19 protein-coding genes are annotated in these 24,284 nt (G+C 41.6%); 18 read left to right on the top strand and 1 reads right to left on the bottom strand.

Going from position 1 to position 24,284, the window contains the following annotated elements:
• The first annotated feature begins 20 nt into the window (after nucleotides 1-20).
• From BM156_RS14310 to BM156_RS14215, 18 genes are all read left to right on the top strand, one after another.
• Nucleotides 21-1,271: a DUF6786 family protein gene (locus tag BM156_RS14310; protein WP_093920579.1), complete on the top strand. Its 1,251-nt coding sequence runs from the start codon at nucleotides 21-23 to the stop codon at nucleotides 1,269-1,271.
• 41 nt (nucleotides 1,272-1,312) lie between these two features.
• Nucleotides 1,313-2,623 carry an L-fucose:H+ symporter permease gene (gene fucP / locus BM156_RS14305; RefSeq protein WP_093920578.1) on the top strand — a complete coding sequence of 437 codons (1,311 nt, stop codon included), beginning with the start codon at nucleotides 1,313-1,315 and terminating at the stop codon, nucleotides 2,621-2,623.
• Nucleotides 2,624-2,655: 32 nt separating this feature from the next.
• Complete coding sequence (locus tag BM156_RS14300; protein WP_093920577.1) at nucleotides 2,656-3,657, top strand: GntR family transcriptional regulator; 1,002 nt, start codon at nucleotides 2,656-2,658, stop codon at nucleotides 3,655-3,657.
• Nucleotides 3,658-3,902: 245 nt separating this feature from the next.
• Nucleotides 3,903-4,478, top strand: coding sequence for a Crp/Fnr family transcriptional regulator (locus tag BM156_RS14295; protein ID WP_093920576.1), 576 nt, complete (start codon nucleotides 3,903-3,905; stop codon nucleotides 4,476-4,478).
• Between the two features lie 71 nt (nucleotides 4,479-4,549).
• Nucleotides 4,550-5,644, top strand: a complete 1,095-nt coding sequence (locus BM156_RS14290; protein WP_093920575.1) for an SMP-30/gluconolactonase/LRE family protein — start codon at nucleotides 4,550-4,552, stop codon at nucleotides 5,642-5,644.
• 300 nt (nucleotides 5,645-5,944) lie between these two features.
• Complete coding sequence (locus BM156_RS14285; protein ID WP_093920574.1) at nucleotides 5,945-7,213, top strand: DEAD/DEAH box helicase; 1,269 nt, start codon at nucleotides 5,945-5,947, stop codon at nucleotides 7,211-7,213.
• Between the two features lie 1,990 nt (nucleotides 7,214-9,203).
• The gene (locus BM156_RS14275; protein ID WP_212733521.1) at nucleotides 9,204-9,641 is read left to right on the top strand and encodes a VOC family protein; all 438 of its coding nucleotides are present in this window, start codon (nucleotides 9,204-9,206) and stop codon (nucleotides 9,639-9,641) included.
• A gap of 219 nt (nucleotides 9,642-9,860) precedes the next feature.
• Complete coding sequence (locus BM156_RS14270; protein ID WP_093920572.1) at nucleotides 9,861-10,235, top strand: VOC family protein; 375 nt, start codon at nucleotides 9,861-9,863, stop codon at nucleotides 10,233-10,235.
• Between the two features lie 284 nt (nucleotides 10,236-10,519).
• The gene (locus BM156_RS14265; protein WP_093920571.1) at nucleotides 10,520-11,119 is read left to right on the top strand and encodes a hypothetical protein; all 600 of its coding nucleotides are present in this window, start codon (nucleotides 10,520-10,522) and stop codon (nucleotides 11,117-11,119) included.
• Between the two features lie 421 nt (nucleotides 11,120-11,540).
• Nucleotides 11,541-12,578, top strand: coding sequence for a DUF5694 domain-containing protein (locus tag BM156_RS14260; RefSeq protein WP_093920570.1), 1,038 nt, complete (start codon nucleotides 11,541-11,543; stop codon nucleotides 12,576-12,578).
• A gap of 294 nt (nucleotides 12,579-12,872) precedes the next feature.
• Complete coding sequence (locus BM156_RS14255; protein ID WP_093920569.1) at nucleotides 12,873-13,271, top strand: NUDIX hydrolase; 399 nt, start codon at nucleotides 12,873-12,875, stop codon at nucleotides 13,269-13,271.
• A 1,020-nt stretch (nucleotides 13,272-14,291) separates the two neighbouring features.
• The gene (locus BM156_RS14245) at nucleotides 14,292-14,945 is read left to right on the top strand and encodes a hypothetical protein (RefSeq protein WP_093920567.1); all 654 of its coding nucleotides are present in this window, start codon (nucleotides 14,292-14,294) and stop codon (nucleotides 14,943-14,945) included.
• Nucleotides 14,946-14,961: 16 nt separating this feature from the next.
• Entirely contained in the window at nucleotides 14,962-15,855 is an 894-nt protein-coding gene (locus BM156_RS14240) for a DUF4249 domain-containing protein (RefSeq protein ID WP_093920566.1), read from the top strand.
• Nucleotides 15,848-18,199 carry a TonB-dependent receptor gene (locus tag BM156_RS14235; RefSeq protein ID WP_093920565.1) on the top strand — a complete coding sequence of 784 codons (2,352 nt, stop codon included), beginning with the start codon at nucleotides 15,848-15,850 and terminating at the stop codon, nucleotides 18,197-18,199. The genes BM156_RS14240 and BM156_RS14235 overlap by 8 nt, the downstream gene beginning before the upstream one ends.
• Nucleotides 18,200-18,604: 405 nt before the next feature.
• The gene (locus tag BM156_RS14230) at nucleotides 18,605-19,885 is read left to right on the top strand and encodes a condensation domain-containing protein (RefSeq protein WP_093920564.1); all 1,281 of its coding nucleotides are present in this window, start codon (nucleotides 18,605-18,607) and stop codon (nucleotides 19,883-19,885) included.
• A gap of 167 nt (nucleotides 19,886-20,052) precedes the next feature.
• Nucleotides 20,053-20,796, top strand: coding sequence for a helix-turn-helix domain-containing protein (locus tag BM156_RS14225; protein ID WP_093920563.1), 744 nt, complete (start codon nucleotides 20,053-20,055; stop codon nucleotides 20,794-20,796).
• A 31-nt stretch (nucleotides 20,797-20,827) separates the two neighbouring features.
• Nucleotides 20,828-21,250, top strand: a complete 423-nt coding sequence (locus BM156_RS14220) for a VOC family protein (protein WP_093920562.1) — start codon at nucleotides 20,828-20,830, stop codon at nucleotides 21,248-21,250.
• A gap of 149 nt (nucleotides 21,251-21,399) precedes the next feature.
• On the top strand, nucleotides 21,400-22,311 hold the full coding sequence (locus BM156_RS14215) for a glutaminase (protein WP_093920561.1): 912 nt from the start codon (nucleotides 21,400-21,402) through the stop codon (nucleotides 22,309-22,311).
• A gap of 36 nt (nucleotides 22,312-22,347) precedes the next feature.
• On the opposite strand, the gene BM156_RS14210 is transcribed toward BM156_RS14215, so the two are convergent.
• Nucleotides 22,348-24,219, bottom strand: a complete 1,872-nt coding sequence (locus tag BM156_RS14210) for an ABC-F family ATP-binding cassette domain-containing protein (protein WP_093920560.1) — start codon at nucleotides 24,217-24,219, stop codon at nucleotides 22,348-22,350.
• Nucleotides 24,220-24,284: the final 65 nt, after the last annotated feature.

Raw genomic sequence — 24,284 nt, 5'->3', positions numbered from 1 at the left:
GGCTTGAAAAAAATGATTTGATGCTTAGAAATACATCAATCATCACCATAACAATAAATTGGCTGGCCGTTGCCGTTGTGGCAAGTTTACTGGCCTGTACAAGTGAAAAAGATCAATCTATGGATTTTACAAAAGGCCAGTATGGCTATGACCTGGAGAAGCTACAACAGCATTACAGTACAATAGAATTAGTTGCGGGACCATCACGTTTAGTGGTGGTCCCCGAATTTCAGGGGAGAGTGATGACCAGCACAACAGATGGTTCGGAAGGATTTTCTTTTGGCTGGGTGAATCATGAGTTGCTGGAAACCGATCAGCTTTCGGAGCAATTCAATGCCTTTGGTGGAGAAGAACGCTTTTGGATTGGACCAGAAGGTGGGCAATTTTCCTTCTATTTTGACCAGGGTAAGCCCATGACCATGGAAAATTGGCGGGTACCATCGGCTATTGACTCCATGCCTTGGGATGTGATTGAAGCCAATCCTGAAACAGCTACTTTTCGCAAAACGTTCGAGTTGGATAACTATTCGGGTGTTCGTTTTAAGATTGAAGCAACACGTCGGGTTTCCATTATCGATCCCATTGAACTGGATGAGTACTTACCATTAAAACCGGATACATCTGTGCGTGTGGTTGCTTACGAATCCTTAAATCAACTTAAGAATGCAGGCGACTTCGCATGGGACAAAACAACGGGAATGCCCTCCATTTGGATGCTGTCCATGTATCGTCCTTCTCCGGAAGTGACCATGGTTCTTCCTTTCAAAAAAGATGGCGAAGGCCCCGTGGTTACCGATGATTACTTTGGAGAGGTCCCTTCGGAGCGTTTAAAAGTTGATGATGGAGTCATCTATTTTAAAGCTGATGGTAAGTATCGGAGTAAGCTGGGGATTTCGCCAGAGAGAGCAGTGCCGATTATGGGAAGTTATGATGCTGAAAATGCTTGCCTGACAATCCTGATGTGTTCTTTGGATACGTTAACTACTGAATTTGTTAATTCAGCCTGGGAGGAAAAGCAGGACAAACCTTTTAAAGGTGATGCCATTAATGCCTATAACGATGGGCCACTGGCTGATGGAGGACAATTGGGACCATTCTACGAGCTGGAATCTTCGTCATCGGTTGCTGCTTTGGCTAGCGGCGAAGTGAAGATGCATTTCCAGCGAACCTTTCACTTCGAAGGGGCTGAGGAGAAGCTTGACCCAATTGCACGACAATTGCTGGGCGTTTCTATTGATCAAATTAAGCAGGCTTTAAGCGACGACGGATAGCCTGATTTTCAAACCAAACCAAACAACTAAAAAACTAAACAGTGAAACAAAAAGATAAAGTAATCCCTGGGGAATACCTGATTCCCTTCATTCTGATTACAAGTTGCTTTGCCCTTTGGGGCTTTGCCAATGATATTACCAACCCGATGGTGGAAGCATTCTCGCGAATCTTCAACATGGGAGTTGGAGGTGGAACCTGGGTGCAGGTGGTGTTTTACGGTGGCTATGGTGCCATGGCTTTTCCTGCAGCTTTTTTCATCAAACGCTATACCTACAAAGCTGGAATCTTGGTTGGGCTTGGCTTGTATGCTACAGGAGCCTTGTTATTTATTCCGGCCAGCGCAATTGGGTTATACTACCCGTTTTTGATCGCCTACTTTGTGATGACTTGCGGTCTATCCTTTCTCGAAACCAGTGCTAATCCTTACATCTTGTTTATGGGGCCCGACAGCACGGCTACACGACGTTTGAACTTTGCTCAGGCGTTTAACCCGATGGGATCGTTAACTGGAATGTTTGTGGCCAAAAACCTGATTCAGGCACGGCTGGACCCACGTGGTGCTGCCGAGCGTATGGATTTGTCGGCTGCTGAGTTTGAGAAAGTAAAAATGTCGGATCTGGAGATTCTGAGTTCGCCTTACATTGCGATCGGTGGCGTAATCATTGTGATGTTTTTGATTATTCTTTTCGTGAAAATGCCGAAGAATGATGATTCAAATCACAAGATCAACTTCATTGGAGCAGTTCGAAACCTGTTGCGAGTGAAACGGTACCGCGAAGGGGTCGTAGCCCAGCTTTTTTATGTTGGAGCTCAAATTATGTGCTGGACCTTTATTGTACAGTATGGACAACGGATTTTTGTAGAGCAATTTGGCATGACTCCCGGCGAAGGGGCACAGAAAGCGCAGTACTATAACATCATCGCCATGTCTATCTTCTTGGTTGCCCGTTTTGTATGTACCTTCTTGTTGAAATACATTCAACCGGGTAAATTATTGATGATTTTGGCTATGGGAGGTATCGGACTGGCATTTGGAACCATCTTCTTACAAGATATTAATGGCTTGTATTGCTTGGTGGGAATTTCGGCTTGTATGTCGTTGATGTTCCCAACCATTTACGGAATTGCCTTGCGAGGCATGGGCGAAGATGCCAAGTTTGGAGCAGCTGGACTGATCATGTCAATTGTGGGAGGAACTTTTCTTCCAAAATTGCAGGCATTCATTATCGATCAGGAAGTCGTATTTAACTTACCGGCCGTCAATGTGTCTTTTGTCGTTCCGTTGATTTGTTTCTTGATAATTGCAGTGTACGGATACCGTACTGTGAAATTTCACTTAAACGAAGGATAATCCTTACTTTTGCCTGATTTAGCAGAGAAGATATGAAGGAAGCAGCATTTACTTTTAAACTCGACGAAAGCTCAGCGCAGACTAAAATGCAGCAGTTGATTCATGCCATTACCGAGGCCATCAGTAATGGAGCTTTACACGAAGGCGATTTTCTCCCTTCTGTAAATAAATTGAGTCGCGAAAGTGGCTTATCGCGCGATACGATTTTTAAAGCTTACACCACCTTGAAGCATCGCAGTGTGATTGCCAGTACGCCAACCAAGGGGTATTTTGTAAGCAATGAATCGTTTAAAGTGATGGTGCTGCTAGATGACTTTAGTGCGTTTAAGGAACAATTGTATGGAAGCTTTCGCAATGCTTTACCTGAAAATTATACGGTTGACTTGCTTTTTCACCATTACAATCCGGATGTGTTTGAGCAACTCATTTTAAATGGTTTGGGACGATACAGCATGTATGTGGTGATGAATATTCGGGATGAACGTATTGAAAAGGTGGTGCGAAAGATTGATCCCAACAAGCTTTTGATTTTGGATATGGGCAGTCCTGGAGTGGATGAAATGGCCTACATTATTCAGGATTTTGATGAAGCTTTTAAGTCCTGCCTGGAGCAAGGTTTGGAACGGATTGAGCAATACCAGGAATTTAACCTGGTGTTTCCGGCTTCAACCCCGCATCCTAAAATGGCCATTGTTGCTTTCAATCAGTTTTGCGAGCAGCACCAACTGAAGGGGACTGTTATTCATCATCTGAAGGACCAGCCTATTCAAAAGGGGCAAGTTTTTTTGGTTATTAAAGACGATGACTTGGTGTATATCATCAAAGCTTGTCGCGAGCAAGGACTGAAGTTGGGCGAGGATGTTGGTATTATTTCATACAATGATTCGCCGATGAAAGAAGTTGTTGGTGAAGGTATCACCGTTATTTCGGTCGATTTTGAAGAGATGGGCGAGAAGGCTGCCCATTTTGTAGAAAACAAACAAAAGATTTTCGAAGTGCTGCCTCCAAGGTTGATCTTAAGAAATTCCTTGTAGCACGGAGAAAGATTAGTGGATAGATTTTTTAGGTGAGCGGCTCTTTTCCTTAGGGGAGAGAGCCGCTTTTTGTTTGTAGGCAGTTTGTATCGCCTGAAAATGCCCGATTTTTTCCTTCCCTTGCTTGTAGCCGGTTGGGGCGTAATGTTCAAGTTGATGTCCTAACCTAGAACTAAGTCAGCTGATTGGTGTTTTAGTAACTGTTTGAGAAGAATAAGCTAATGAGCTTTCAAAGGCAGTGAAATATGGACGAAATACGTAAACTATTGATTCAATTGATTGGAATAGATGAGCAGGAGTGGCGCTCTTTTCAGAAAGAATTGGTTCCAGAACATTATGCTGCTAAATCAGTGATTGTTAGAGCAGGGACCGTAGCTCATCGATTATACTTTATTGAGCGAGGGCTTGCCCGTACCTACTATATTCAGGATGGAAAGGAAGTTAATACGTACTTTTCGAGCGATAATCAGTTTATTTCAACATTCGAAAGCTTCATCACCCAACGGGCATCATCTGAATTTTTAGAGACGATTGAAGATAGTCAAGTCTATTCGTTGTCTTATAAAGCGTTAACTGGTTTATACCGCGAAAATTCAAAATTCGAGAAGTTGGGGCGGATTTTAGCCGAGGAAAACTACCTCTGTGTGCTCGACCGTACATTTGCAATGCAAACAAAAACAGCCAAAGAAAAGTATATCTATTTCCTCGAAAAGTATGATGCCAAAATTGTTCAACGAGTTCCACAACACATGATTGCCAGCTTTCTGGGAATAGCTCCTGAATCCCTGAGTCGTATCAGAAGGCAATTGGTTACTTCTTAACAAATGTCAATGCAGATGTTTGGTGCCCCAGCTAATTTGGCCTTTTTATTTAATCATTTAAAGGTAAAATTATGCATACTCAAATTAAAACACTGGCTAGTACAATCGTCGTATTTTGTATTCTGTTTTTTTCTTTTCAATCCTGCTCCTTCTCTCCGGTTGCTTGGTCTCCGCCAGCCAAGCCGGAACTGATTGGGGCGATTGCCGAAAATGAATTATTGAGGACGACCGAATGGATTGACCTCGGAGGATGGTATGGTCCGGAGGACATTGCCATTGATTCTGTTGGAAACCTGTATTGTGGGGTGCACGTTTCAAAAAAGGATTTTTCGGATGGGCGGATATTGAAAATTGACACTTTGGGAGTTATTTCCACCTATTGCAATACCGGATCTTGGGTGGCAGGGCTTCATTTTGATCGACAAGGAAACCTGGTTGCCTGCGATCAAAAGCGAGGATTGATTCGTGTTGATCAACAAGGAAAGATCACCATTTTGGCAAGTGAAGATGAACAAGGCAACAAGTTTTTAATTCCCAATGATGTTGATATTGCCAGTGATGGGATGATTTACTTTTCGAATACTTCATCAAAATACCGATTCAGCAGAAGTAACATCCGAAAAGTGCTGTTGGAAGTTAAACCAGATGGTGGCTTGTATCGCTATAACCCGGCGACCAGGCAAGTGACAAGCTTGATCGACAGCTCGTTCTTTGGGAATGGAGTGGCGGTGTCTCTGCACAGTGATTTTGTATTAATGGCTGATTTAACGAAATATCGTATTCTACGGCATTGGTTGAAGGGAGAACAGCGGGGACAAACTGAGGTATTTGTACAGAATTTGCCCGGATTGCCCAACGGCATTTCCAGACGCGCAGATGGTAGTTTCTGGATTGGGTTTTCAACCCGAAGGAATGATTTGTTGGATAAAATTCAAGGAAAGCCTGCAATCAAGAAGATGTTGGTTGGCATGCCTTGGCTACAACCCAAACAAGAGGCCTATGGAATGCTTATGCATCTGAGTCAGGAAGGAGAAATACTAAAAACCTACTACGATACGACGGGGGAGAAAGTGGCTGAAGCCAGTTCCGTTGAAGAACACCAGGGGCACCTGTACCTGGGAGGTGATATGGCTGGCCATATTGGGAAATACAAACTGACTGACTAGCATGCTTAGTTATTGTGAATTTCGGAGAAGATTCTTCTGAATGGTAACCGGTCAGCGTGTCTAAGTCAAATCTTGGTTATCAATTATGTCAAAAATTACGTATGAAATGCTACATTCAATTTAAATACTACCTTTGTGTCCGTTATTGACCTCCCTGAAAGGTTCTCGCCAATTTTCAGATGGGAACAATTTGAACCATGCGCTCAACATCGAATTTGATTAGCCGCCTTGATCAAGTATGAAGGTGAAATTTCGTAAACTATGCCCTTGGTTCGCAAGTAAATAAAGGATTTTAATTATATGAAATTTGAAGAATTAGAAATTGTTGAGCCAATACTAAAGGCTCTGAAAGAAGAGAAATACGAAGAACCAACCTCCATACAAGAACAAGCAATACCATTGATATTGAACCGAAGAGATGTGCTGGGAAGTGCGCAAACCGGAACCGGAAAAACGGCCGCTTTTGCCATTCCTATTTTACAGCATCTGTTTAACGATCAGCGGCAACGGCGCCACCATCGAGCAATTAAGGCTTTGATTGTTACGCCAACGCGGGAGTTAGCGATCCAGATTGGTGATAGCTTTTCGACTTATGGCAAATATACCGGACTAACGAACACGGTTATTTTTGGAGGAGTGAAGCAAGCAGCTCAAACAAAGGTGCTGAGTCAAGGTGTTGACATTTTAGTAGCTACTCCCGGGCGTTTGCTCGATTTGATGGATCAGGGATTTATTGCCTTGGATCGTTTGGAGTACTTTGTATTGGATGAAGCTGATCGGATGTTGGATATGGGCTTTGTTCACGAAATTCGTAAGCTGATTGCCCGATTGCCAAAAGAACGGCAGTCGTTGTTCTTTTCGGCTACCATGCCTCCAAACATAGTGGAGCTGTCGAATAAGATTTTACGGAAGCCTGCCAAAATCGCGATTAGCCCGGTGTCGTCAACTGCCGAAACCATTCAGCAGTACTTGTATCTGACCAACCGCGAGACCAAAAAAGAGCTGTTAATTCACATCCTGAAAGACCAGGATATTGACCCGGTTTTGCTGTTTACCCGGACCAAACATGGGGCTGATAAGATTGTCCGCTACCTGAAGAAGAAAAACATTACTTCGGCGGCTATTCATGGCGATAAAGCGCAGAATCAGCGTCAAAAAGCTTTGGATAAATTCAAACGCAAGGAGATTAGGGTGTTGGTGGCAACCGACATTGCTGCCCGCGGAATCGATATTGACAAGTTGCGGTATGTGATTAATTTTGACATTCCGAATGTGGCAGAAACCTATGTGCACCGGATCGGTCGCTCGGGAAGGGCAGGAGAAGAGGGTGTTTCCATTTCGCTGTGCGAGCCGGAAGAAAATGCTTACATCCGTGATATTGAACGGCTGATTAAGCTGAAAATTGATCGCGTGGAGGACAACCCGTTTCCACAAACCGACAAGCCAATGACGGAGAAGGAAAAGAAGGCCTTTGAAAAGGAAAAGCGCTTACGCCGCGAAGCTTTTTTTGCTGCTCGGAAAAAGAGTAAACAACATGGCCAGGGCAGTCACCCAGCCAAACGAAGATAAACAACAAAAGGCTGTCTCCACGGGGACAGCCTCTTTTGTTATTGCTTGGAAAAGGTTTGATCACCAGGATCTGTTAGCCGCTAGCTTGCTGTTTCATTTGAAACACGGTCCATCCTGTCTCCGTTTTCCTCTCTGCTCTTTGTCAGCCCAATCAACGCCCCAACGGGGCTAAAGCATTAGCTCGAGGCAACGCCTTGAGGATATTAAGGTAAAAATGATTATTGGCGCAATTGCGAAGTCTTTGAATTGAGCTTAGGCAAGCATGCGCCAAATAAATAAACGTTTTTTAAAGACAATTCCTTTTCTCCTTGGATGAGAAAAGGAACCAAAAGAATCAAGGCTGACGATGCTTTTGAATGAAAACTACGGATCAGTCACTCCCCGAAAACCAACTCCTCCCGCTGGTCGTCAAACAGGTTTTTCTTAGCGAGTGCTTGCGCAAATTCCCTCCCTTGTTTTCTGGTTCAAAACCCTCGTAGGCCCTTCCTTTTACCGATAATTCGAATTTGAATTCGTGCCTTCATTGAGTTGAGCGTCTTCCTGAACTTGTTTCAGGATCTACTTCCACCATGCTACACTTCTATTTGAAAAACTGCCCATCCTGTTTTCGTCTTCCGGTCTCCGATTCCTCTCTGCTCTTTGTCAGCCCAATCAACGCCCCAACGGGGCTAAAGCATTAGCTCGAGGCAACGCCTTGAGGATATTAAGGTAAAAAATGATTATTGGCGCAATTGCGAAGTTTTTGAATTGAGCTTAGGCAAGCATGCGCCAAATAAATAAACGTTTTTTAAAGACAATTCCTTTTCTCCTTGGATGAGAAAAAGAACGAAAAGATCAGCGCTGACGATGCTTTTGAATGAAAACAACGGATCAGTCACTCCCCGAAACCCAACTCCTCCCGCTGGTCGTCAAACAGGGTTTTCTTAGCGAGTGCCTGGGCAAATTCCTTCCCTTGTTTTCTGGTTCAAAACCCTCGTAGGCCAATCCTTTCTGTGATCATTAGTCTTTGAATTAGTGACTTCATCGGGTTTTGTGTCTTCCTGAACTTGTTTCGAAACTCTCCCCAAGCCCGCTTTACGACTCCGGGGAGAGTTCGATTGAAATAAAACCGGTCTCCCGGTCTCTGTTCCCTGTTTTACTCAGCTATCCCAATTCTTCTCTGCTCTTTGCTCCATGCTCTCTGCTCATAGCAGTTAGCTTGCAAAAAAGCCTGCAAATACCATCTTTTCTCTTCCTTCCCAAGGAGGAGTGGCATCTGTTTACTGATGTCGAGGTGGTTCGCTTTCCTGTCAAACGAATAGAAGATCGCTCAATTATTAACCCTTCCGGTTCCGATGATCGGAACCACCTTCCCTTGAAAAAGGGAAGGAAACCCAAGCGCTGACTTTATTGCAGATCCGAAGAAGACATTTTGCCATCAGGACGCTTAGTAACGCGTCTTCCTGAACTCGTTTCAGGATCTGTCAGCGTCTTGCTAAGCTTTCATCTGAAACACTGCCCACCCTGTCTCCGTTTTCCTCTTTGCGCTCTGCTCTCTGCTCTTTTCTTTGCCCCAACGGGGCCAAAGCATTAGCTTGAGGCAACGCCTTGAGGATATTAAGGTAAAAATGATTACTGGCGCAATTGCGAAGTTTTTGAATTGAGCTTAGGCAAGCATGCGCCAAATAAATAAACGTTTTTTAAGATAATTCCTTTTCTCATCCAGGGAGAAAAGGAACCAAAAGAATCAAGGCTGACGATGCTTTTAGCGCTAATTGGAATTCGAATTCGTGTCTTCATCGGGGTGAGCGTCTTCCTGAAATTGTTTCAAAACTTTCCCCAAGCCCGCGAAGCGGGCTTGGGGAACGATTAATCGGTGACGAGGTGGTTTAAAGCGTATGGGATCATTAAAACAAATCGATTTGATAAATGGCTCAAAAACAAGATAACAATATCAATTATTATTGCTAATTTAATGCCTTGTATTGATAAGGGATGAAATACGAAGACGATGGCGCTAAGCCAATTAAAAAGAGATAACTCAATTGAAAATATGAAATATACATACACAATATTTTATGTCGAAAATGTGGCGGAAACGATTGAATTCTATGAAAAAGCATTTGGATTTAGTCGAAAATTTATAACACCTGAAAACGATTACGGAGAATTAATTACAGGAGAAACGACAATCGCATTTGCTTCAACAGAATTGGGAAATTCGAATTTTAAAAATGGATTTGAGAGAATTAATAAGTCAGGAAAACCATTTGGTGTAGAACTAGCTTTTACGACCGAAAATATAGAAACGGATTTTGAAAACGCAATAAAATCAGGTGCAACTGAGTTTGAACCGCTGACCGAAAAGCCTTGGGGACAAAAAGTAGGATATTTAAGAGATAATAATGGATTTCTAATTGAAATTTGTACACCAATTAAAACGGAATGAAAATCACGAACCAAAACAAATAGAAAGAAAAGCCAGATTGACAATACTGGTAGCCGTTGCACAACACCATAAATTTTAGTGCATTGCCAATTTCCCATCTCAACCCGGCTCCAATACCAATCGCTGCTAATTTTTCCAATTTGTTTCACGACCTCTTGACATAAGGTTGTCACTTGCCCGATATACGTTTGTGCATATTAATTTCTAAAACACATCAAAATGACAAACGTAATTAACTGGTTTGAAATCCCAGCAGTAGATTTCGCAAGAGCAATGAAATTCTATTCCGAAGTATTGCAAGTAGAGATGTCTGAAATGCCTTCTCCTGACGGAAAGATGAGATACGGGTGCTTTCCGTATGAGGAGGATGGATCTGCTGTTAGCGGCGGAATTGTAGAAATGAAAGGTTTTACACCGACTACAGAGGGACCAATACTTTACCTGAATGGGGGAGATGATTTGAACATTCCATTGTCGCGAGTTGAAGCTGCAGGTGGAAAGGTCACGATGCCAAAAACGCCACTTGAAGTCATGTTCATTGCAGAGTTTATCGATTCCGAAGGGAATCGGATGCGGTTCCATTCAATGCATTAATTGATTCTAAAGCTCGCGGATCATAAAGGGATCTGCGAGCTTTAGATGATGTCGCAATCTTAGAAATTTTGGGTTATACATTTTATAGTTCAAAGCTCTATATATTTATTGATTTATCAATAATATATGATTAGTTTTACTAACATGGAATAGTGCAACAGGGTGTTGTATATGTAAAGCAGGTAAGGTCGTAGCAGAATTAACGCTTGTGTTTTGCCTTTAAGCTCATAATTGCTTGTTCCCCATATATTTGTCCGATGCCAATAATTTAAGCGACCCTGACAATGAATTCTTTATATCAGAAAGAAAGAAAAGAACTAAGAAGCTATAAAATCAAAAAGGATGGGCTTCTTATTGAATGGCAAATTGACGGAAGATTTAAATCTTTTATTATGCCTTTTGAAAAAATAGGATTTAATAAAATTATTACAAGCAAAGAAATCAATCCATTTGAACTGGGACTTTTTATTTCTGTATTTTTTAATCTAATGCTAGTTCTACTATTGCTCTCAGACTGGTTAGTAAAATTGACTAATGATGAAATCATTACTTCTACATTAGGGATGGGAATTTCAGCAGGCCTAACGGTTTGGGCAATTGGACTTTTTAAACGGAAAAAGGAGCTAACCTTGGAGGGGATTGAAAAATTGTTCTTTTTATATGATAAAAAGCATGAAGATGAAGTAGATAAATTTGTTGAGTCACTAAGAAGTAAGCAAAGAGAATACATTCGAAAAAGGTATATGAAAATTGACGATCTGAATAATAAAGAAAATCAAGAGTATACTTTTCGGTGGTTATTTGAAAGTGAATTTATAAGTCGTGATGAATTAGAATTGATGTTGAATGAATTAGAGAATAGAAAGATTATCAAAGGAAGCTAAAGTTATTGGAAACATTAAGCGTCAGTTCAGAGCAGAGCGCAATGACTGAAGAGGTGGTGATACGTAAACTGAATTGGTGGCGTTAGTCATTTTATGATGTTGGAAATCCCGGAAGTATTGAATCAACTAATCGCACGGTATTTAACGAAGATGAATTTTGAGGTGTCGGGACGGCTAAATACGATGTTCCCGAAGAGAAGAACAAAGTTTGAGAAATTGATTTCGATTGAATAAAAAGAAAGAACAACTAGCCCTAATAAATTGTCATATAGCAAGGAGTAATGGAAATCGGATGATTATCCCGATCATACTCAAAACAATTTGAATACACATGCAGTACGTTCGTAGAAAATTCAATTATTGTATGTGATTTTCATTGTGAACTAATAATCAATAGGTATACTCAAAAAATTGAAACTTAATGAAAAGAAAATTTAAATGTATTGTTTTCCTTATTTGTTTAGTTCCATTTATAGCTAAGTCTCAGTCGAATAAAACACAAATTCTTATTTTGGGAACACCTCACTTACAGCAAATAGATGGTGTTGAAGCGCCTATGCTGGATAAGGTCATTACAAAATTAGATTCCTTTGATTTCGATGTCATTTGCATCGAAAAAATGTCAGGAGAACTTTTGTATGATATTCAATCAAGACAAGATTCGGCTTTTGATGGGATTACAAAAGGGCGTTTTGGTGCTGAATTTCTTTCATTAGCTGATACCGTACAAGCGATTAACGGAGTTGCTTTTTTAGAAGCTAAAAAGAATGTTCTGAAACAAGTGAGTGAGGAAAAGCTTACGATAAACGAACGAAAAGAGTTGTTGTTTAATCTTCTGGCAACAACCGATTTACCCTCTGCGGCTTTGCAATATGAATACATCAACAATAAAACAGTATTTGCAACTGATTTTGAAAAATACATAGCCAATATTATTGAAAAGAAGATTGCCAGCCAGAATGAATATTATAGCTTGGCAGCTTCATTGGCCAAACGAGAAAATATTAATCAATTGGAGTCAATTGATAACTTGCAGGATGAAGCGCTTTTATTTATGTATTATCCTGATTTTGTTCAAGAGTATAAAGACCAGGATGGTCCCTTAGATCAGATCAATGAGTTGCCAGTGTATCAAAAAATTAACCAGCTAAGTCAAGAAGGAGTTCAAGCCAATGACTTATCAAATTTGTATGCGTTCTTTAATAGTAATGAATATAAGCAGCAAGATTACAGTGGACAGTGGGAGATCTGGCTTAAAACCAATTTCCCATCAGGGGCTGACCGTGCAAGGTATGCTTTATGGGAAATGAGAAACCTTCAAATTACGGCTAATATTATGAATGTGGTTGCTCGTTATCCTGAAAGAAAAATACTCGTTATCATTGGTGCTTCACATGGTGCATTTATTGAAAAATATTTAGAGCAAGTCGAACATCTAGAGGTGTTGAAGTATAACTAGCGATAAGCTTCTTCCTTTCGATAGTTAAAGAAGTGATTGGCTTCTGTCTTTCTGAAAAGAAGATCTTATGAAACCATGCAATGTCGTTTATTGAGGCTTATCAATCTTTGCTTTGGGAATGTAGCTTGTATATAGGGCGGAGTATCATGAGATTGATGGCGTTAGTCATTTTCTGATGTTGGAAATCCTGGAAGTATTGAATTAACTAATCGCACGGTATTTAACGAAGATGAATTTTAAGGTGTAATACTTAAATTTACACCAGATTTTGAAGGAACAGAAAATGATTTAAAAATGAATGAAGTTGATAAAATAGCCCTCATTGATACTCAAAACGGACAAATCTTAAGTACGAAATCGAAAGGGAAGACCAAATACTACATTCCCGGAGGAAAGAGAGAGCCCGGCGAAACGGACGAACAGACCTTGGTTCGGGAGATTGCAGAAGAGCTAAGCGTTAACATCGATAGAACAACGATTGAGTATGTTGGTACTTTTAAAGCGCAATCTGACGGCGCGGCGAAGGGCGTGGTGGTTAAAATGACTTGCTACAAGGCAAAGTACCAGGGCGTTCCAAAGCCAACCAGCGAAATCGAAGAAGTGAAATGGCTAAACTACAGCGATCTTGACCGTATTTCGGAGGTCGATAAAAAGATATTTGAATTTCTCAGAGAACAAGGGGAGTTGAAATAGCCAATGGAGAAACACGGATGCATATAAAAGGCAACATCCCCTTGCTACTGTATAATCGTATTGTATGGTTTAGTCATCATCTATTTTGCAAATTGGATTGCAGTTCATTTGATTGTGCAGAAGAACATGGTTTATTGAATGTGATTGTCGAAAAAATGAATTGCCTTCAGCAATGACACGGATTATAACTCCGCGCCAGCAGGGGGGAGAGGTTGTTATTCCCCAAAGATGGATGTATAAAGAACATTGGTGAGCATAGAAAACTCGAGAAAATTAAGTAAAGATTTTGTATATCATACATCTATCAGTCGAGCTATGATTTAACTTATTTTTACATAAGATTTAAACAGTTTCTTTAATAAAAAATTTATATTTGCATCTGCTTCTTCCATAGAGTGAGACCCCCGTTCTGGGGAGTGAAGAGAAAAATCTTAAGGGACTTAAAAGAAAAAATTGCCTAGAAGGCAAAGTGGAACCGATATCTATTTTTAAAAGGGAAAAAACCGGCCCTTTGAAAAAGAAACCGGCTTAGTCAAATTTGTATTAAACGGGTGGGGAGTTGGAGCTACCCATCCCATAAACCATATAAAATTATGAAAAAGATCAAATTTTTTGCCATGCTGGCTCGTGTTAACAACTCTTGGTGCCTGTAAGTAGGATGAGCCTGTCGTGGAGCAACTTCAAGCTGAGCCTTGGGGTCATGGAAAGGCTGATGTTTGTATGGGAAATGGCTATCTGGCCTTCAAAGATTATGAAACAATAGATAGCGTTGCAAAAAACTTGAATGGTTCTGACTATGGGACTAATCCCAAAAATCAGTTGGCTATCATCTTATTTATGATACTGAGGGTAAGGCATTGGAGGAGATTACAACTACTCTTAACGTTTACAACCTTAATGCTGAATTCTGGTCAGACTACGTTCGGATTCATAATAGCATTATTTATAATTAATTGACAACAATGAACAGAAACAGTAGGTAAGGCCAGCGTAGCTGGTCTTATTTCAAAAATCATAGCTATGAAAAACAGAAATATTACAATCGTTCTTTTTATGCTTTTCCTTTTGGGTGCTAAGTTTGCAAACGCACAAGGAAAAACTGAAATCGGTATTACAGCGGGAGTTGCTCGATTTAATCCGGAGATGATCCATTACAGCATTTACACTTCGATCGACCAAATGGACAAAGGTGCCGGATGGACGGCTGGTGCGTTTATACAACGTTACCTGACCCCAAAAGTCCAGCAAATCATTGAAATCAACTATGTTTCCTTATCTAGTGATATTACTATGCTAAAAGTGTCGGAAGGGACAGGGGGAGGGGGCGTTGGTGATGATCAACCATATTCTACTCGTGCAGAATTTAGGAATACATCGTTTCCTTCTCTATCAGCTTCTTGGGGAACAAAATATTATCTAACAAAAAAACTATTTGCCTATCCGGCTTTTGTAGTGGCCAGATCATTAAATCAAGACATGTACAACAATAAAATCGACTACCGGGTAAAACTGGGACTGGGATTGAAGTTGAAAAAGACGCATGTGATTCTGGAATATGCTTATGGTCTGAGAGACCAAAGCCATGTGCTTGACCCTTCAGTGCCTTTTCGAAATACTGTGCGTACAGAGTATTTGCAGCTAAAAGCACAGGTTCCATTGTGGCGATTAAGATAATGTCAAATTTGAGATCATGATTAAGCAATGTGTTAGCTGTCTTTTTTATCTGGCTATTGTCTTTGCATTGAATGGCTGTATTCAGGATGTGGATGTTAATTTCGCAGACAAGGATCAAACCTATGTTTTGAATGGAACTCTCGATGCCAGCCAGGAAACCGTGACAGTCTGGTTAACCAAATCAAGGCCATTGGCTTCAGATATAGCGTTTGAAGTAGTTGAAGATGCACAAATCTCCCTTTTGGAGAATGATCAAAAGGTGGGAGAGTTTACCCGAAGTGACAGCAGTGCCTATCTATTGAATTATCGGCCACAACCCGGAAAATCATACCGGGTTGAAGCTCATGTTGACGATGAGTTGGTGTGGGCAGAAACTACAGTTCCTTCAAGCCCGGTAGCCAACATCCGGGTCGCACAATCCAGATATATCAGCTTTTACCAAATCCAGTTGTCTGATTCGAAGGAAGAAACAAATTTTTATTGGGTATCGGCCATCGGGTATGAAGGCTCGGAGGAAGCGGGGAATAGAAATATTGCCTGTGCTGTTTATTCAAGCTTTGTTTACGCAGATGATTTCAACCAAACCCATGGAGATATCTCAATGTATGGGTGGGAGCATGAGTATTATATGCGGTTCAACGACCATGAAATTCAAGGGAAAACAGTCGATATTAATTTCATGCCTCAATGTATTAACAGGCCTATAACGATTTTTATTCTTTCGGTTGATACGAGTCTTGATAAGTATATGAAGTCAAGCTTATTGCAAAAGAACCGGGAGGATTTATCCGGTGAAATACCCATTGCTTATTCCCCTTTTCCCATCTATTCCAATATTCATGGCGGAACCGGCATTTTCGGTTCGGTAAACAGCACCTCAAAAGTTTTCAGACAGGTTAATCATGAATAAAAGCCTACTAAAGCGGATTTTTGCTACGCTCCTTTTTAACTTATTATTTGTCCTGCTTTTATCGGGACAAAATAAATTCACCGTTAGCGGGTTTGTTTCAGACCGGGCAACAGGTGAACGATTGGCCGGTGCAACGGTTTTTAATTCAGAGTCAAAGTCGGGCACTGCGTGTAACAATTATGGTTTTTTTAGTTTGAAGGTTCCTGACGGTCGGGTGACTCTGCTTGTCCGTTTTGTGGGTTACGAAACGCAAGTTCAACAATTACAGTTGAAAAATGATACAGTTCTGGACTTCCGTTTGTCGACCAACAACCAGCTGGGGGAAGTAAAGGTACAAGCAAATTCGAATGAAAACTTTATACGATCGACAGCGTTAGGAGTGAATCGATTGACGGGGAATGAAGTCGAGAAAATCCCAACTGTTTTAGGAGAACCAGATATTTTGAAGGCCATCAAACTGCTTCCAGGTGTTTCTTTTGCTAGCGAAGGAACGTCGGGATTTAGTGTCCGCGGAGGCAGTCCTGATCAAACACTGATTATGCTTGACGGTGTGCCAGTGTACAACGTTAACCATCTCCTGGGCTTTTTGTCCCTGTTCAATAACGATGCAATCAATGATTCAAAACTTTACAAAGGTAGTTTGCCTGCCCGGTTCGGAGGCCGCTTGAGTTCGGTGTTGGACATCAGTATGAAAGAAGGAAACCTGGAAAAGCAAGCTGGCACTTTTTCTTTGAGTCCGATTGCTGGACGATATACGATGGAAGGCCCCATTGTGAAAAACAAAGCGTCGTACATGGTTTCTGCGCGCCGAAGCTGGATTGATGTCCTTTTTATGGAAGCTCAAAAGCAAGTGGGAAACAGTGAACAATTTCTCACATACGGGTTCTGGGATATTAATGCCAAAGCCAACTGGATCATCAATCGAAACAATCGCCTGTTTCTGAGCTTTTATACCGGCAGGGATGCGTACCAGATGAGAGAAGGCGAGAAGGACGACAGCAACTATGTCAAGTTTAGCTACAATTGGCAAAACCTGACTGGTGTTTTACGGTGGAATCATGTTTTTTCCCCTGATCTGTTTGCCAATTTTTCTGTCTACAACAGCCGTTACAAACAGACTTATTTGATTAAATACAATGTGCAAGGGAACAACCATTACAAGGGCTTTAACAATTTGAATGACGTTAGCCTAAAAGGCGACTTTGACTGGTTTAATTCGGAACATCAGTCATTTCAATTTGGTTATCAACTTTCGTATAAAAAATTCAGTCCCGAAATTATTTCTATCAAGGATGACAGTACTTCTATTGAGTTGAATAAAGATATCTTTACGGAAAATCTGCTTTCAGAAGTTTATTTTGAAGGAAATATTCAGTTGACAGATCGACTGAAAAGCAACGTCGGTTTTCGAACAGGAATGATGTCAACTTCAGGGAAAAATTATTTTAGTTTTCGTCCGCGACTTTCGTTGCGATACCTTTTTTCGGACAAGCTATCAGGAAAACTGGCCTATTCAAGAATGACGCAATATTTGCATCAACTGCAGAACACCACCTTGGGTATCCCCACCGAACTTTGGGTTGCTTCCACCAAACGGGTGATTCCCGGAACATCCGACTTATTTTCAGCAGGTGCTTTTTATCAGCCATCGCCGGCTTATGATTTTTCAGCTGAAATTTATTTGTCGAATTTACATCATGCCATTCAGTATAAACCAAGCACCATGGCTTTCAAAAACAGGGGAGAAAGCTGGGAAGATTATGTGACAACGGGCAAAGGAAAATCTTACGGGTTGGAACTCATGGCTAAAAAGAAAACCGGGAGATTGACCGGCTTGCTCTCTTACACCCTTTCGAAAAGCACTCGCCAGTTTGCTGATATTAATTTTGGTGAGTCATTCCCGTTTGCATACGATCGAAGACACCAAGTGCATGTCGTTGGCGATTTATTTCTGGGAGAAAAACAGAAAAAAGGCATCGCCATCCGAAAAAGTCTTTCAGCCAATTTCAACTTTGCATCGGGCAACTACATTACCCTGGCCGAGCGGGAATATCAAGGAATTCCTTTACCTTACATGGACGGATCACGGTACGATGCCAATTGGTTGAGCCAACTAAGTTTGATTGAGCGCATCAATAATTACCGAATGCCCGCTTTTCACAACCTCCATTTGTCCTATCAACTGAAGAGAAAGAAAGCAGATAAAACCGTGATTTGGAATTTCTCGGTGTACAATGTTTATGACCGTTTAAATCCGTGGTACTATTACAAAAAAGGGAATCGGTTAAGGCAAATCAGTTTGTTCCCGATTATTCCGTCGGTTTCGTATACTTATAAGTGGTAATAGTTGCCCAAATAAATAAAATTCATCTTAAAATGGTAGTGTTTCCAAATCCACATTTCAACTACTTCGGATGATGCCCACTTTTTTGCCGATGGTATTTACTTTGCTTTTGAGAATGGCAGCCAAGAGCAATGTTACTGACGGTTCTACTGTGATTTTCATCCAATTTGCCGGTTCAGTGGAATTGGTGAGTTGAATGAAGCTGAAAGAGCTATCTTTGCTTGTTGAAGTTACGATAAATAGAAGGAAGATTTCTTTGGTCTATAAATTCTATCAGCATTAATCATTACAACGTTTTTACTTTTGCTCCGGGAAAAGAAGGCTCTTGCTTATTATTTTCAATAGGAGAGGCTGACTCTCTTTTTTCGTAGATTTTAATACCAAATTGACAGATAACTTTTAAACATGGAAACAATTGCATCGACACCACAAGATTGGTTCAACTACATCGCGCGCGGACTTAGCTCAAATGCGTTAATTCAATATGTTATCCGGCTGGATGGCGAGATTGATTATGCGTTACTTTCCCAAGCCGTTTTACGCTCCATTCTGGTAGAGCCTGTTTTGGGTTGTAGGGTTCGGGAAGAAGAACAACAACTCGTTTGGACGCCTGTCGCACTTGAAGCCAAAAGCCTTTGTCTGCTGGTTGAGACAAATGATATTCAAAAGGAAATTGATCGTTTTTTGGGCCAAGAGCTGGATGCAGCCCAAGAACCACCCATCAAGCTGAGCTTGATCAAGAATAACAAGCAGAACGTAATTGTTGTAAAACTTAACCATGCGGTTTGCGATGGTGCAGGCTCGAAGTATTTCCTAAAGCTTTTGGCTAAAAGCTATACGCGATTATGCCGGAAGGAGGCTGTTATTCCGGCAGAAAACAAGTTGCCACGAGACATGCAGGCCTTTTACGAGGCTTTAGGTATTCAAGAACCTCAAAGCTATTTTGATCCGAAGAAGGCTGAGTTGTCCTCCTCTTGGGGTTTCCCAGTTGAAGATGGGGAAACAGCGACTCCTGTGTTTTCTCACCAGTTGTTGCGACTTGGAAAAACCGATTTTCTGCGAATACGGCAGTTTGCGAAAGAACATGGGTATTCGATTAACTCGGTGTTGATGGTTGCCTATTACCTGGCATTGCGAGGGGTGTTAACCCCAGCTGAAAGGGCCAATGAACTTCAGTTTTCCGTTGATCTTCGCAGTTATTTACCTGCGGATATCGAGCAAACAATTTGCAACCTGTCGGCAATTTTAAATGCAGACTTGCCAACCCCAAATGCCGATTTTTCAGTGATGGTGGGCCTCGTTGAAAAAGCGGTGAAAGCGGCTTTGGTTTCGGATGGCCTGGTGCACGGAACAATTGGTGGAGATTTAGCCGGAACATTCGGTTTTCAGGCTACTGCAGACTTTTTCAAAGCGGATTGGACAAACATTCTTGAAACCGGAAAATGCACGCCTATGATTTCAAACTTGGGACGTTTGGATACAAGCCCAATGAGTTTTGGTGGGATAACAATCAGCGATTTGTATTTGGTGTCTCCGGCATTTTACGCCCCTGCTTTTATGATTGGAGTTAGCACTTACGAGGATGTTTTGACGGTTTGCGCCAGTTATTACAATCCAGGAATCAGCCATGAACATATTCAGAAACTGTTGGCTATCATGAAGAATCACTTAGCGACCTGCTGTTAAGCAAGCTGAATAATTAAAAACTGGATACAAAACGATATCTTAGCTAAAAACAAACTTGATGGCGATAAACTAAGGCATTATGGATTTTCACTATCGGTAGGCTTAAAATATCGTTTGTAAGTAGTGATGAAATCAAACAATTCAAATACCTAAAATTGAATAGCTAAATGAAATATCGCGAAATAGCAGTTGATGGCTTTTTACACCATTTCGTTCAGTGTTTTTGGGAATACGAAAATGGAAAGCAGCCCATTGTGCATACCATTTTGCCTGATGGCTATTTCGATTTGATCATGACCTTTGAAGAAAGGAAATTGATGTCCGTTCAACTCACCGGATCGTGGACAAAGCCGATTGACGTGAGTATTCCAAAGCACTCAAAAATGTTTGCAATTCGTTTTAAACTGTTGGCCACCGAATATTTGTTTCAACAGGAAATCAAGTCGATTCTGGATACAACCAAACAGTTGCCCGGTAAGTTTTGGAACCTGGAGCGCTATGAGAGTAATCAATTTGAGGTATTTGTTGCTGATACGATCCAGCATTTAAAAGAGTCAATCCGGCACTTAAAGGAAATTGATCAGCGAAAGCTAGAGCTCTTTGAACTGATTTATGAGGGCAAACTGAATTCTGTTGCCGATCTATCACAGGAGGTTCACTGGTCGAGCAGGCAAATGAACCGTTATTTCAATAATCAGTTTGGTTTTCCGCTAAAAGAGTTTCTGAAAATTGTGCGTTGCCGGTCGAGCTATAAAGATATTGCCGAGGGCGTCTTATTTCCGCAAAAATCCTATTTCGATCAGGCTCATTTCATTAAAGAGGTGAAGAAATACACCGGAACAACTCCCAAAGAACTTCATAAGAATACAAACGACCGATTTTTACAATTATCCTCGCGGGAGCAAGCGTAAGTTTGTGCTGAAATCATAAAAGTAAAAACCAATGAAAGCAAACAAATTGACTCCGAACTTAGAGGTTCGTGATATCAAAAAGACGGTCGAATTTTATACGACAAAGCTTGGATTTAAACTGGTGATGGCTGTTCCCGAAAGTCAGGATGGTATTGATCAGGAATTGGCAAATGACAAAGCTTACGTTTATGCTTTGATGCAAAAAGATCAGGTAGAATTGATGTTTCAACGCTCCGATTCGTTTAAAGAAGATGTTGTTTTTGCCAAAGGCTTGCCAATTGGCGCCAGTGTTTCCTTTTACATGGAAATGGAAGGAATAAAGGAGCTGCATGCAGAATTGTCAAGTCAGGGCTTGGAGGTGACAGAACTTAAAATGGCTTGGTACGGGATGCGTGAATTTTACCTGAAAGACTTGAATGGTTACCTACTCGGTTTTGGTGAGAAAGCGGAATAAAAGCTTCAAAAACAGGCAAAATATGTAGAAAAATCATCTTTTCGGAGCTGCTGGAGTTAGCGATTGTATACGCAGTTTTTCTATTTTTAGAATGATATTTTGAGTCGTTGCAAAGGCTGACTCCAGTCGTTCATTTTAATCGATAAAAGATGTATTTCGACGAAATCGTAAAAGATGTCTTCCAGGAAATCAATTCACTTGAAGGGAGAGGGGAAGTGGCTTCTTACATCCCTGAATTGCGGAAAGTTGATCCTGAAAAGTTTGGTGTTTACCTTTCAACCATTGACAACTCCGGCTTTGGCATTGGTGATTGTTATGAAGCTTTTTCGATTCAGAGTATCGCCAAAGTTCTGTCACTGAGCTTGGCTTATCGTATGCTTGGCGAAAAAATATGGGAGCGTTTGGGGGTTGAGCCTTCAGGAACAGCTTTCAACTCACTGGTTCAGCTTGAAGTGGAAAACGGAATTCCGCGGAACCCATTCATCAATGCCGGCGCACTGGTTATTTCCGATATTTTGCTCACCAAACTGGATCATCCCAAAGAAGATTTTCTGGCTTTTATTCGTTCGCTTTCCAACAATTCGAAGATTGACTATTCGCCTCGAATTGCAACTTCTGAGAAGAATGTTGGGTATCGCAATGTGGCCTTGTGTAACCTGATCAAATCGTTTGGCAATATTGAAAACGAACCAGCCGATGTGCTTGATTTTTACTTTAACCTTTGCTCATTGGAAGTCAATTGCCAGGAGCTTTCCAACTTGTTTCTGTTTCTGGCGAATGATGGCTGCACCTTGTCAGGTCGAAGGGTGTTGGGACAAAGTCAGGCTAAAAGGGTGAAAGCTTTGATGCAGACTTGTGGCTTTTATGATGAGTCAGGAGAGTTCTCCTTTAAAGTTGGCCTCCCCGGCAAAAGTGGAGTGGGAGGAGGAATTGTGGCCGTTCATCCGAAACAATATGCCATTGCAGTTTGGAGTCCCCGCTTGAATCACAAAGGCAATTCGTACAAAGGCATGAAGTTTCTGGAGGAATTTACGACCAAATCCCAGCTGTCCATTTTCTAAGTGAAAAGGAGGAGGAAATATTCATAAAAACAGCTTTTAAGCTTTCTCGCTAAGTTCGAGCCAGCGCATTTCCTTTTCGTCCAATTCATCGGTTAACACCCCAAATCGTTTTGATTTCTCGGTCAACTCGTCTGGTGTAAGCTCTCCGGAATTAAGGGCTTCTTCCAATTGGCTTTTTTCTTCTTCCAGCTGTGCAATGTCTTGCTCCAATTGCTCGAATTCGCGTTTTTCATTGAAACTCATTTTCAATGGCGATTTCTTCTTCGGCTTTTCTGCTGCTGGTTTCGCTTGGTTGATGGCTTGCTGCTGTTTCTTTTTCTGCTCTTCTTCCTCTTCTACCTGGTTGCGGTAAATGGTGTAATTCCCCGGAAAATCGCGAATGGTACCGTTCCCATCAAAAACAAACAAGTGGTCTACAATTTTATCCATGAAATAGCGGTCGTGCGATACAATGACGACACAACCACCAAAAGCCGCCAAATAATCTTCCAGAACATTCAGGGTCATGATGTCCAAGTCATTGGTTGGCTCATCCAGAATCAGAAAGTTGGGGTTTTGCATCAAGATGGTGCATAGGTACAGGCGACGTCGTTCACCACCACTCAGTTTCTCCACAAAGTTATACTGAACCTCCGGAGGAAACAGAAAACGGGTTAGCAATTGGCTGGCAGTCATACGTTGGCCATCTTCAAAAACAATAACCTCCGCGATGTTTTTTACAATGTCAATGACCTTTTCATCGGGCTTAAAGTTAATTCCTTCCTGCCGGTAATAACCAATTTGAATGGTTTGGCCCCAGTCAATCGTACCCGAGTCGGGAGCTATTGCTTTGGTAATGACATTCAGGAAGGTTGATTTCCCCGTTCCGTTTTTACCAACAATGCCAACTTTCTCAAAACGTGAGAATTTATAGCTAAAATCGGTAATGAGCTTTAAGTCGCCGTAGCCTTTGGATATATGTTCCAGCTCCAAAATCTTTTTCCCCAATCGTGATGAAGCCATGTTCAGCTCCAGGTTGTCCTCCTGACGGCGTTGACTGGCTTTATCTTTCAACTCGTGAAACTGGTCGATCCGGTACTTGGCTTTATGGCTGCGGGCCTTGGGCATTCGTCGCATCCATTCTTGCTCGGTACGTAGCAGGTTTCTGGCTTTCTCGGTCGATGCTTGTTCCTGCTCAATACGTTCCTGTCGCTTTTGGAGGTAGTAACTGTAGTTGCCCCGGTAGTCGTAGGTTTGATTTTGATCAATCTCAATGATTTCGTTACAGACCCGATCCAGGAAATAACGGTCGTGAGTAACCATGAACAAGGTACAGTTTGTTTTTTCGAGGTAGGCCTCCAGCCATTCAATCATGTCGAGGTCCAAGTGGTTGGTAGGCTCATCCAACAACAGGAGGTCGGGTTCATTGACCAAAACGTTGGCTAAGGCCAATCGCTTGCGCTGTCCTCCAGAAAGCTCGCGAACGGGCTGGTCAAAGTCCGTAATCTTTAGCTGGCTCAAAACCTGCTTCACCCGAACATCAAAATCCCAAGCTCCCAGCTCTTCCATTTTGATCGTCAGGCTTTCAATGGCTTTCTGGTCGTTATGGTTGACAGCTGCTTCAAACTGGGCAATAACGTCCAGCGCCGGATTTTCTGAGCGCAGTGCTTCCTGAAGTACCGTAAGGTTGTCATTCAGTTCCGGATCTTGTTTCAGATAGCCAATTTTAATGTCATTGGTTACAGTCACCTGTCCTTCATCAGGCGTATCTATTCCTGCAATAATATCCATCAGGGTGGTTTTACCAGCCCCATTTTTGGCAATTAAAGCAACTTTTTGATCTTTAAAAATGGTAAACGAAATACCTTCGAACAACATTTGTTCGCCGTATCGTTTCGAAATAGACTCAGCCTGTAGGTAGGGGATCATAGCACTAATTTTGTGCAAAAATAGAAATTATAATTGGCAATGGGCAGGTTCTGCATTTTCTTGCC

Origin of the sequence: Sunxiuqinia elliptica (assembly GCF_900113005.1) — a bacterium.
Taxonomy (GTDB): domain Bacteria; phylum Bacteroidota; class Bacteroidia; order Bacteroidales; family Prolixibacteraceae; genus Sunxiuqinia; species Sunxiuqinia elliptica.
This window is presented reverse-complemented; position numbering and strand designations above follow the sequence as displayed.

Coding starts and splice junctions, on each gene's coding strand:
- BM156_RS14310 (WP_093920579.1), top strand. CDS start 21: ATGCTTAGAAATACATCAATCATCACCATAACAATAAATTGGCTGGCC.
- BM156_RS14300 (WP_093920577.1), top strand. CDS start 2,656: ATGAAGGAAGCAGCATTTACTTTTAAACTCGACGAAAGCTCAGCGCAG.
- BM156_RS14295 (WP_093920576.1), top strand. CDS start 3,903: ATGGACGAAATACGTAAACTATTGATTCAATTGATTGGAATAGATGAG.
- BM156_RS14290 (WP_093920575.1), top strand. CDS start 4,550: ATGCATACTCAAATTAAAACACTGGCTAGTACAATCGTCGTATTTTGT.
- BM156_RS14285 (WP_093920574.1), top strand. CDS start 5,945: ATGAAATTTGAAGAATTAGAAATTGTTGAGCCAATACTAAAGGCTCTG.
- BM156_RS14275 (WP_212733521.1), top strand. CDS start 9,204: ATGGCGCTAAGCCAATTAAAAAGAGATAACTCAATTGAAAATATGAAA.
- BM156_RS14270 (WP_093920572.1), top strand. CDS start 9,861: ATGACAAACGTAATTAACTGGTTTGAAATCCCAGCAGTAGATTTCGCA.
- BM156_RS14265 (WP_093920571.1), top strand. CDS start 10,520: ATGAATTCTTTATATCAGAAAGAAAGAAAAGAACTAAGAAGCTATAAA.
- BM156_RS14260 (WP_093920570.1), top strand. CDS start 11,541: ATGAAAAGAAAATTTAAATGTATTGTTTTCCTTATTTGTTTAGTTCCA.
- BM156_RS14255 (WP_093920569.1), top strand. CDS start 12,873: ATGAATGAAGTTGATAAAATAGCCCTCATTGATACTCAAAACGGACAA.
- BM156_RS14245 (WP_093920567.1), top strand. CDS start 14,292: ATGAAAAACAGAAATATTACAATCGTTCTTTTTATGCTTTTCCTTTTG.
- BM156_RS14240 (WP_093920566.1), top strand. CDS start 14,962: ATGATTAAGCAATGTGTTAGCTGTCTTTTTTATCTGGCTATTGTCTTT.
- BM156_RS14235 (WP_093920565.1), top strand. CDS start 15,848: ATGAATAAAAGCCTACTAAAGCGGATTTTTGCTACGCTCCTTTTTAAC.
- BM156_RS14230 (WP_093920564.1), top strand. CDS start 18,605: ATGGAAACAATTGCATCGACACCACAAGATTGGTTCAACTACATCGCG.
- BM156_RS14225 (WP_093920563.1), top strand. CDS start 20,053: ATGAAATATCGCGAAATAGCAGTTGATGGCTTTTTACACCATTTCGTT.
- BM156_RS14220 (WP_093920562.1), top strand. CDS start 20,828: ATGAAAGCAAACAAATTGACTCCGAACTTAGAGGTTCGTGATATCAAA.
- BM156_RS14215 (WP_093920561.1), top strand. CDS start 21,400: ATGTATTTCGACGAAATCGTAAAAGATGTCTTCCAGGAAATCAATTCA.
- BM156_RS14210 (WP_093920560.1), bottom strand. CDS start 24,219: ATGATCCCCTACCTACAGGCTGAGTCTATTTCGAAACGATACGGCGAA.